The organism is Moorena sp. SIO4E2, assembly GCF_010671945.1.
Taxonomy (GTDB): Bacteria; Cyanobacteriota; Cyanobacteriia; order Cyanobacteriales; family Coleofasciculaceae; genus Moorena; species Moorena producens.
In genome coordinates, this window is record NZ_JAAHIE010000247.1 from 1 (window position 1) to 10,566 (window position 10,566).

The following is a 10,566-nucleotide window of genomic DNA, read 5'->3' on the forward strand; positions in this document are numbered from 1 at the left end:
TCTTGGGTGATTTCTACAGCTGAGCGTTCTTTGTTGATTAGCTGTTGATGCAACTCGCGGACCGTGTCCATGCTTACTACCTTTACTGACTTAACCATTTCAACTCTAGTATTCTGACAAAAAATTCCGTGCTTAGGGGTTTGGGCTCAGGCTTTAGGAAAGGGAGTCGGGAGTCGGGAGTCGGGAGTAGGGAGCAGGGAGTTGCGTAGGGTGCCTTAGGGGGGCCTTCATGTTTGGCCTCGTAGCCAGGGTTAGGTTGCTGCCCGTAACGCACCACTGCTGGGTCAAACAACTTTTAGAAGATGCACCCGATTTTGATTCAGGGAAATTGGGCGCGATGTTCCTTGGCCTTTCGGCCACGCTACGCGAACGGAACCGCTTCGCGAACGCATTATCTCCAGCACAACCGGTAGAGTTTTCTTCCTGGTCTAGTTCACAACTACATTATTAGAATTAGTAAGCCTATCTGGAATGATAGAAACAATCTTGTTTCCCGATTCCCGATTCCCGATTCCCGATTCCCAATTCCCGATTCCCTTTGCTATTAAAAATCCTATACAATTATTATTTATTTAATTCAATATAAATCATACGAGTTCGGATTGTAATTCCTTGGCTTGGAGAAGTCCAACCTACAATAAAATAATCTTCGATGGCATTGTCGATGGCAACTTTAGAGTGGTCATAAACTGGTATACCAACCTTTTTAATATATTCTTCTGTTGTTTCATCAAGGCTAAAAATAATCGTTTTGCGAGCAATCCGATTCATATGCTTAATAGCTGTTGCCACGTCTTCCACAAACAGTAATGAACTTAAACAAAACACAAAATCGTAGGACTGGCTATCAATTTCAGCGAGGGCTGTTTCAATGGGCTTGTGGATGGTTTTATAACCCCTGTTTGCCGCATAATCCAGCATCTTACTTGAAAGATCAATCCCTGTATAGTCAAACTCTCCTTGTAACAATTCACTTAGGATACCTGTTCCACAAGCAATATCTAAAACACTGCCTTGATGGTGATTATGTCGATGGAAGATTTTAACCGCTTCATTGACATACTGTACATTAGAACTGGGCTGCTTTAACACTTCGTCATATTTGGCAGCAAATTTATCATAATAGTCTTCAGCCGCAATTTTTGTTGACATATTTTTTATTGATATATTTAGATATAGTATAATCCATTATTCAACCATTTATCAATTGGTTTAGCTACAAAAATTTAGGATTTTAGGGAACAGGGAATCGGGAATCGGGAATCGGGAATCGGGAATAGGTAACCAAAAAAATCCTGTATACCTCATTACTATGATCAACGCTATAAATGGCATATTATACGTTTGACAAAGTGGCGATAATGGGATATAATAATTAACGATTAGCCTCCAGATTCGACAGTCTACATCTATATTCGCCCGTCAAGTGTTAGACTACCGAGGGTCATAACCTCAGCTAATTGACAATCAGAACCAGCCCCCCAAAACAGCGGGAGGAGAAGAGATAAAATCCCCACAAGAGAGCAAATTTCCAGTTGATGCCCGTGTCAAGTATAGGAAGCCGGAAAAATTTTTTTGATGAACGTTAACTTGAATAATCAGCAAGATAAATACCGTTGTATTCCTCAGCTATTTGAGGCACAAGTAGAACGAACACCGGAGGCAGTTGCTGTAATCTTTGCAGACCAACAGCTAACCTACCGAGCCCTCAATACTAAAGCGAATCAATTAGCGCACCATTTACAAACTTTGGGCGTAGAACCTGAAGTGTTAGTCGGGATTTGTGTTGAACGTTCTGTTGAGATGGTGGTGGGACTTTTGGCAATTCTCAAAGCAGGTGGAGCGTATGTGCCCTTAGACCCCGCTTATCCCCCAGAGCGCTTAGCCTACATGCTTGACCACTCCCAGGCATCGGTATTGCTCACTCAAAACCAATTAGTCTCTCAATTACCGAAACATCAAGCTAATGTGATTTGTTTAGATACAGATTGGGAAATCATCTCTACCCATAACGAACAAAATCCTACTAGCAGCCTGACAGTTGATAACTTGGCTTATATTATCTACACTTCGGGCTCTACAGGTAAGCCGAAAGGCGTAGCCATGCCCCACCGTTCCCTAGTTAATCTGATCAAGTGGCAGCTGGAAAATACTGTAGTTGATAACGATAGCAAAACACTGCAATTTGCCCCGATCAGTTTTGATGTTTCCTTCCAAGAAATTTTCTCGACCTGGTGTGCAGGGGGAACACTGGTTTTAATCTCCTCAGACGTGCGGCGCGACCCAGTATTTCTGTTAAATTTACTAGCAGAACAAGAGGTTGCCCGACTATTTCTTCCCTTTGTGGCTTTGCAGCAAATTGCTGAAGTTGCCGATACTTTCGGAATATTTCCGGCAAGTCTACGGGAAGTAATTACCGCAGGGGAACAGTTGCAGATTACTCCTGCGATCGCTAACTTGTTCGAGAAGCTAAACGATTGTACCCTACACAATCACTATGGCCCATCGGAAAGTCATGTGGTCACCTCCTTTACCCTAAAAGGTTCCCCGACCAGTTGGCCAGCACTTCCTGCCATTGGTCGTCCGATTGCCAATACCGAGATTTATCTTCTTGATCAGTCCCTAAAACCAGTTCCGGCTGGGGTGGAGGGAGAGTTATACATCGGTGGTGTTTGTCTAGCGCGAGGCTACCTGAACCGACCGGAAATAACTGCCAAAAGATTTATTGCTAATCCCTTTAACAAGGTAAAGACAGATAGCGATCGCCTCTACAAAACCGGGGATTTGGCTCACTACCTACCGGATGGTAAGATCCAGTTTATAGGTCGTAAAGATGACCAAGTTAAAATTAGGGGTTACCGTATCGAATTAGGCGAAATTGAAGTATTGCTAAGCCAACACCCCAACCTGAAGCAGGCTGTGGTTTTAGCTAGAGAAGATAACCAAGACAAACGTTTAGTGGCTTATCTTGTACCTGGGGAATCCGAATCTGCACCTGTGGAAACAGAGCAAGTTCAGCTGGTGTCCCAAGTACGCAATTTCTTACAAGAACAGCTACCGGATTATATGATTCCTGCTGCTTTTGTAGTTTTGGAGGCACTGCCTCTGACACCGAGTGGTAAAGTAGATCGACGGGCTCTACCTCCACCAAACCAGGCTCGTCGCGATCTGGTAGTTGATTTTGTTGCTCCTCGTACTCCCACAGAAGAGATCTTGGCCAGTATTTGGGCTGAAGTGTTGGGATTAGAGGAAATCGGTATTTACGACAACTTCTTTCATTTGGGAGGAGATTCAATACAAGTAATCCAACTGCTGTCGAGAATCAGGAATACTTTCTCAGTAGAGTTGCCTTTACACTACTTATTTGAAGACCCTACCATAGCTAAACTCAGCCAGAAGATTATAGGCACCACAAGTAAAAATAATCAGCTGTTACCTCCCATAAAACTGGTTAACAAAAAAGAAGAATTACCCCTATCTTTTCCTCAGCAACGACTGTGGTTTTTGGAACAACTCGAACAAAGCCGTTCTGTCTACAACGAGCAAACTGCTCTGCATCTGCGTGGCTGTGTTGATGTGACTATCCTAGAACAAGTCTTAACAGAAATTGTCAACCGTCATCAGGTTATGCGTAGCAACGTTAAGATGGTGGATGGTTCTCCAGTAATGGTTATTTCACCTCACCTGAAGATAACGTTACCCATCTTTGACTTACAACAGTTGACCGAACCCGAACAATTTGCCCAGCTCCAACAGTTAGCAGTTGAAGAAGCTCAACTTCCCTTTGACCTGGCTGAAGGGCTTTTGTTGAGAGTAAGTTTATTGCGCCTAGCTGAAGAAGAGCATGTCCTACTACTGACCATTCACCACATTATCTGGGATGGTTGGTCAATGGCAGTATTTATTGAGGAATTATCGGCACTTTATTCGGCTTTTTACTCACAACAACCCTCCCCACTACCAGAACTCCCCATCCAGTATAGGGACTTTGCCAGTTGGCAGCGTCAATGGTTTACTGGGGAGGTGCTGGAAAATCAACTGAACTACTGGAAACAACAGTTAGCGGGAATACCAGCACTGCTGGAATTGCCGACAGATCGCCCCCGTCCTCCGGTACAAACTCACCAAGGTAGTAGCTTGGACTTTGAAGTCAATGGTGAGTTAACTGAGAAACTGAAAGCCTTAAGCCAAGCTTCAGGAGCAACGTTGTACATGACACTACTGGCAGCCTGGGCAACTTTACTTTACCGCTATAGCTCCCAGGAGGATATTGCCATTGGTTCTCCTATTGCTAACCGCACCCGCCCAGAAATGGAACCCCTAATTGGCTTCTTTGCTAATATTATAGTGCTGCGTAATGATTTATCGGGTAATCCTAGTTTCTTGGAATTACTGGCTAGGGTGCGTAGTTGTGCAATGGATGCTTACGCTAATCAAGATGTGCCATGTGAGCAACTGGTGGAGGTCTTAAAACCAGAGCGCTCCCTCAGCCATAGCAATCTATTCCAAGTAATGTTTGTGTTTCAGCAAGCCCAAATTCAGAAGCAGGAGTTGGCTAGTTTTACATTAACTCCATTATCACTAAAAAGTGCTATAGCCAAGTTTGATCTGACCCTGTTAATGGAAGAAACCGGGTCGGGAATTGAGGCCAAGTTAGAATACAATAGCGATTTGTTTGATCAGCCAACTATTGTCCGGATAGTAGGGCATTTCCAAACTTTGCTCGAAGGTATTGTTGCTAATCCACAAGCACAAGTTTCAACGTTACCGTTGCTGACAGCAGTGGAACGCCAGCAGTTATTGGTGGAATGGAATAATACCGATAGTGACTATCCCCAAGATAAATGTGTCCATCAGTTATTTGAGCAGCAGGTAGAGAAAACCCCTGATGCTGTAGCGGTGGTTTGTGATGGCGAGCAACTAACTTACAAGCAATTAAATCAAAGAGCCAACCAACTAGCACATCACCTGCTTTCACTCGGAGTCAGACCAGAAGCATTGGTGGGTATTTGTGTGGAACGTTCCATTGAAATGGTAGTGGGACTGTTGGGGATACTCAAGGCTGGTGGTGCTTATGTACCCCTGGACTCCAATTATCCAGCAGAACGTCTGAGTTATATTTTGGCCGATTCGGGTGTGGAGGTGTTGTTGACCCAACAGGAGTTGTTGTCATCTTTGCCATCACATACTGCACGGGTGGTTTGTTTGGATAGTGATTGGGGAACAATAGAGCAACACACTCAGGATAATCTTGAGCTTGGGGTAGGTTCGGATAATTTGGCTTATGCAATCTACACGTCTGGTTCTACCGGACAACCCAAAGGAGTTTTAGTCGAACACAAAAATGTGGTTCGTTTATTCGCAGCCACTCAGTCTTGGTATCACTTCAATGCCAATGATGTTTGGACTAATTTCCATTCCATTGCTTTTGACTTTTCAGTCTGGGAAATCTGGGGAGCCTTATTTTATGGTGGACGGCTTGTCATTGTCCCCTACTGGATAAGTCGAGATCCTCAAAGCTTCTACGACTTGCTGTGTTCCGAGAATGTAACAGTACTCAACCAAACCCCATCTGCTTTTCGCCAACTGATTCAGGTTGAACAATCGAACAACACACAAGCACAACTAAATTTACGACTAGTTATTTTTGGTGGAGAAGCCTTAGATTTACAGAGCTTGAAGCCATGGTTTGAGCAGTATGGGGATAAAAGTCCACAGTTAGTAAATATGTATGGTATTACAGAAACAACTGTGCATGTTACTTATCGACCTCTAACAATAAACGACCTTAACAGCAACGGCAGTGCGATTGGTTGTCCAATTCCCGATTTACAGATGTATATCCTCGATGAAAACTTACAACCAGTGCCTATTGGGGTAACAGGGCAAATGTATGTTGGTGGAGCAGGTGTCACGCGAGGGTACTTGAATCGCGAACACTTGAATAATGAACGGTTTATTCCTAACCCATTTAATCATAAACAAGAAAGTCGGCTTTATAAGACGGGAGATTTAGCCCGCTATATGCCCAATGGTGATATTGAGTATAAAGGTCGCATTGATAACCAGGTCAAAATTCGCGGTTTCCGCATCGAACTTGGAGAAATTGAAGCTGTCTTAGGTCAACATCCAGCTGTGGGGGAAACAGTGGTTGTGACTAGGAAAGATCAATCCGACCAGAAACGTCTCGTGGCTTATATTGTTTCCGAGCAAGAAGAAGAGCTAACTAGTAGCCAATTGCGACAGTTTCTGAAACAAAAATTACCGGATTATATGATTCCCTCTGGCTTTGTCTTCTTGGAAAAACTCCCTTTAACCGCCAATGGCAAAGTTGATCTGCGCGCCTTACCTGAATTAGATACATCTAATCGACCTCAAGAAGCTGGCTTTGTTTCACCCCGTAATTCCCTGGAATTGCAACTGTCCCAAATTTGGTGTAATCTCCTCAATGTCCACCCAGTTGGAGTTAAAGATAACTTCTTCGATCTTGGAGGTCATTCCCTGTTAGCAGTTGATCTCATGGCTCGGATTAAGGAGCAGTTTGGAACTGATTTACCTTTAGCTACCTTGTTCACGGAACCCACTATTGAAAACCAAGCTAGTCTTCTGGTCAATACCACTGAAAACCAATCTTCTTCTCCCCTAGTTCCTATTAACAAGGTAGGAAACTTACCTGCTTTGTTTTGTGTTCATCCGGTTGGGGGCAATGTTCTTTGTTATGCAGAGTTGGCTCGTTATCTAGGAGATAACCAACCCTTTTACGGCTTGCAATCCCCTGGTTTATTTGGTGAGTCTGAACCATTAACCCGAATTGAGGACATGGCCAGTTGCTACATTGAAACCTTGCAAACTATTCAGCCGGTCGGGCCTTATTATCTAGGAGGTTGGTCTAATGGTGGTATTATTGCTTGGGAAATGGCTCAACAATTATCTGCTGCTGGGGAAGACGTGGCTCTGCTAGCATTAATCGATAGCTATTCACCTGTTGCTATTGACCGACCAGAACAGGTGGATGAACAGATGCTGGCAAGCTCTTTGGCTAAGGATTTGGGTAGTGTTTTTGGTACAGAACTGTCGATTGCGGTTGAGGAGCTTAAGCAAGGAGGGTTAGAGGAGCAATTGCAGCACATCCTTCGGGAAGCGAAAGGGCTCAATATCTTACCACCGGAAATCGGTATTGAGCAGATGCGTAAGCTATTTGGAGTTTTCCAAGCCAACTTAATGGCTATGTATCGCTATCAACCCCAGCCCTATTCTGGTCGGATTGCTCTATTTTTTGCCAGGGAGTTAGAAGCAGAAGACCGAGGTTGGAATGAGCTAGCAGTAGGTGGTCTAGAAACTTACAGGATTCCTGGTGATCATTATACTATGATGCGCTCACCCGATGTTGAGATTTTAGCTAAACAGCTAGAGCTTTTAGTTAGAGAGTGAGGGGATTGAGGGTTTGGTAAGTAAGGCTCACCTTAGGATAGCTTTAGGGTAAGTCTATCCATCTAACCATTTTGTCCTTAGTTAGGTAAAGCGCTCGATTGATCAGGTCATTTCCTTGCTCGATTTCTTCTTGCAGCACCGGGATAACTACCTCTTCCATCACCTGTTCTTGTTCCCGGCGGGTCATTTCTCCATCTTGTAGAAAAACGATGCCGGGATGCACTTCACACTCAACAACAAAGTTTTCAAAATCCTTGATATTTGCCGTTACCAAAATGCGGTCATTATCAATAGCATATGCCAAGACTTCACGGTCGCTTGCCCCCAATAATCCGCGATCGCGCACGGCAATTGCATCGGCTAGACATTGTTGGCAGAGATAGCGGGCAACAGCAGGGGATAAATCTTCATCAATTAGTAACTTGATAGTATTTGACACTAATACCTATCTCTACTGATAGATTTCCATGTAGAGTTGGGCAAAAGCTAAATCTATCGGAGATAGATAAGGATAGTCTTCAAGAATAAACTCTGCGGATTCTCCCCGGTTAAGCCGACCAGCAATACGACGAACTGACAAGCGAGATTGAGAAAAAATCAACTCCCCTCCCATTATGTTAGGATCCCTAACCAAACTATTCACCCATATGGCAAATTTTTCAATTAGAGCTAACAAGCAGAGATTATGTATTTCCTTGGGCTGGGTTTCCAATAGCCAGCGCCAAAGTTGCCAATGATGAAGAAGTCCACTTTTAGGTTGAGTTTGGTCTAAGGTATCTATCATAATTTAGGCTTTATATTCCATCAAAACTAAACGAATGCTTACCTCTTTTAGTCAAAAGCACCTCAAGTAGCGTGGCACAGGCTTCTAGCCTGTGATGTAACGCATAAGCTGATAGCTGATAGCTGATAGCTGATAGCTGATAGCTTACTTGTGTCTCCTCTAAGACTTAGCCGTGACAGCAGCAATACGCTTCAAAATCCCCAAAACATCATATAAATAATTGCCAGGATTCCAGATATCAAACGCTTTTGATAAAGCATAGCGTAGGGTTTCGCCTTTCACTAACTTGATAAAGATAAAGCTTGCACCATTGGTAATAAGACCAAATGTTGGTTGCTCTGTTTGGGGAATCTTGAGCATGTAAACTAGTGCTTGAGGAATTGCTGGTTGTAAGGACACAGCAGAACGTTTGGACTCAATAACGGCTATCCAAATTGGTTTGCTAGTTACCAAAATATCAATACGCCCTTTGATAATTGTGTCTTCATCTTTATCTTCAATGGGTAAAGACACTTCATACTCTGCTTTAACTTTAAAAGGCGGTTGGTAAAATCCTGCCAAATCCAATAAGGGAGAAACAACAACCATTTTAACTAGGTCTTCTAGTACCAAATCTTTAGACAAGTACTTGTAATTCGCTTTTGCTCTATCGAGCATTTGCCTTTCTATTTCACTTAGTTGGGGCAGGTTTTCCACGCACTCTGGGAAAAACTCCGGCTCCATTACTTCTTGGAGCTTAAATTTATCTTCTACGTCACTAAGGCTGAGTTTTGATGGAGAAATAATAGTAGCCATAATGATTTTTGTTTTACATAGTCATATTTAAATTATATCTTAAATAAAACCTGTGGCATTATCGGGTGCATCAAGACAGCGACTCGTGCGGTTTTAACCGCTGTGATACCTACCACCTTGGGAATCGACTAGTTCGACGTATTGCATTCGCCTTTCGCCTAAGCAATTATATGACTTTGCGGCAGTTATGGGTAACTTCAGATCAGGGAACTTCGGATCAGTGGAGAAGAATTGACGGAAACAGTATCATAAAACCAAGAAGGAAAGTACCTGACCCGATTCAGAATTGCTATAGTATGGTCACATCTGTTTCTGGAACTAGCTGCCAATGGTAAAGATAGCTGCCTTACCTTTGACTCTCGAAGAGTTTCTGGAACTCCCAGAGACCAAACCCCCTAGGGAATATATCAATGGTGAAATTACCCAGAAACCAATGCCTAAAACTCGCCACTCCAGACTTAATATCAAGTTGACGAGTACAATTAATACTGTTGTTGAGGAAGAGCAAATTGCCTACGCTTTCCCAGAGCTACGATGTACTTTTGGCGGACGGTCAATTGTTTCCGATCTAGCAGTTATTCGCTGGAACCAGATTGAATTTGATGATGAAGGAGAGCCTGTAGATGATGTGTTTATTGCTCCAGACTGGACTATTGAAATTATCTCTCCCGGCCAGAGTTCAAACCGAGTGACAGGTAACATTTTACATTGTCTAAGACATGGTTCTCAACTAGGATGGCTCATTGACCCTTACGACCGCTCGGTCTTGATTTTTCTACCTAACCAACAACCGGAATTGTGTCAGGGAAGTGACTCTCTAGTGGTGTTAGATGGTATCGAGCTTCAGTTGACAGCAGAGGAAATTTTTTGCTGGTTGAAAATGGGAAGTTCAGCAACCTAAGGGAGTAGGGAGTAGGGAGTAGGGAGTAGGGAGTAGGGAGTTTTGATTAAGCTCAATTAAGGGCGATGTTCCGTTCGCGCAGCGTCTGGCACTGCCAGTAAGGAACCGCTTCGCGATTGGCCGTAGGCCACGCTACGCGAACGCATTATCTACCCAACAACCGGTAGAGTTTTTCTTCCGGGTCTATAGGGTTGATCATACTGTTGAAGGTTAGTCGGTTGAAGGTTAGTCGGTTGAAGGTTAGCTGGTTGAAGGTTAGCTGGTTGTTCGCCTTTGGCGTTCCCGAAGGGTAGGTTGTCTGTCAGAATGCAGAATCTAGAATGCAGAATGTAGAATGTAGAATGCAAAATGTAGAATTCCAAATTCTCAATTCTCAATTCTCAATTCTTAATTCTTAATTCTCAATTCTCAATTCTACATTCTTAATTCAAATACTCCCTACTCCCTAAAAGCCACAAGGAAGTTCAAACTGCTATATTACCAACTATTGACCAATCAGGAATCCCATAAAAGAACTATAAGACACAGTAAAGGTACTTTTGTCTACACCTTCTAATCTGACATCGACACGGTCTTTAGGATCTAATTTCATCATTGCTGTAATCGATTGTGCTGTGGAATTTTTAATCAGCCCAGGTTCAACCACAATAATCGT

General features: G+C 43.3%; 7 protein-coding genes and 1 pseudogene. 3 read left to right on the forward strand and 5 right to left on the reverse strand.

Annotated features, from left to right (window positions below):
* Positions 1-229: 229 nt before the first annotated feature.
* Positions 230-451: a hypothetical protein gene (locus F6K37_RS22410; protein ID WP_287252234.1), complete on the forward strand. Its 222-nt coding sequence runs from the start codon at positions 230-232 to the stop codon at positions 449-451.
* 113 nt (positions 452-564) lie between these two features.
* Here F6K37_RS22410 and F6K37_RS22415 read toward each other — a convergent pair whose 3' ends face one another.
* Complete coding sequence (locus tag F6K37_RS22415; protein WP_287252236.1) at positions 565-1,152, reverse strand: class I SAM-dependent DNA methyltransferase; 588 nt, start codon at positions 1,150-1,152, stop codon at positions 565-567.
* Between the two features lie 432 nt (positions 1,153-1,584).
* Here F6K37_RS22415 and F6K37_RS22420 point away from each other — a divergent pair.
* Positions 1,585-7,431, forward strand: a pseudogene (locus F6K37_RS22420) (amino acid adenylation domain-containing protein); the annotation flags it as partial.
* Positions 7,432-7,474: 43 nt separating this feature from the next.
* Here F6K37_RS22420 and F6K37_RS22425 read toward each other — a convergent pair.
* The 3 genes from F6K37_RS22425 to F6K37_RS22435 all read right to left on the reverse strand — a co-directional run bounded on the left by F6K37_RS22425 (position 7,475) and on the right by F6K37_RS22435 (position 9,010).
* Positions 7,475-7,870: a DUF5615 family PIN-like protein gene (locus F6K37_RS22425; RefSeq protein ID WP_287252240.1), complete on the reverse strand. Its 396-nt coding sequence runs from the start codon at positions 7,868-7,870 to the stop codon at positions 7,475-7,477.
* Between the two features lie 12 nt (positions 7,871-7,882).
* Positions 7,883-8,215 (reverse strand): DUF433 domain-containing protein, encoded by a 333-nt coding sequence (locus F6K37_RS22430; RefSeq protein WP_287252242.1) that lies wholly within the window; start codon positions 8,213-8,215, stop codon positions 7,883-7,885.
* 159 nt (positions 8,216-8,374) lie between these two features.
* Entirely contained in the window at positions 8,375-9,010 is a 636-nt protein-coding gene (locus tag F6K37_RS22435; protein ID WP_287252243.1) for a type I restriction endonuclease, read from the reverse strand.
* Between the two features lie 328 nt (positions 9,011-9,338).
* Between F6K37_RS22435 and F6K37_RS22440 the strand changes: the two genes are divergently transcribed.
* Positions 9,339-9,911: a Uma2 family endonuclease gene (locus F6K37_RS22440; RefSeq protein ID WP_008190242.1), complete on the forward strand. Its 573-nt coding sequence runs from the start codon at positions 9,339-9,341 to the stop codon at positions 9,909-9,911.
* 149 nt (positions 9,912-10,060) lie between these two features.
* On the opposite strand, the gene F6K37_RS22445 is transcribed toward F6K37_RS22440, so the two are convergent.
* Positions 10,061-10,288, reverse strand: a complete 228-nt coding sequence (locus F6K37_RS22445; RefSeq protein WP_008190244.1) for a hypothetical protein — start codon at positions 10,286-10,288, stop codon at positions 10,061-10,063.
* Positions 10,289-10,566 lie beyond the last annotated feature (278 nt).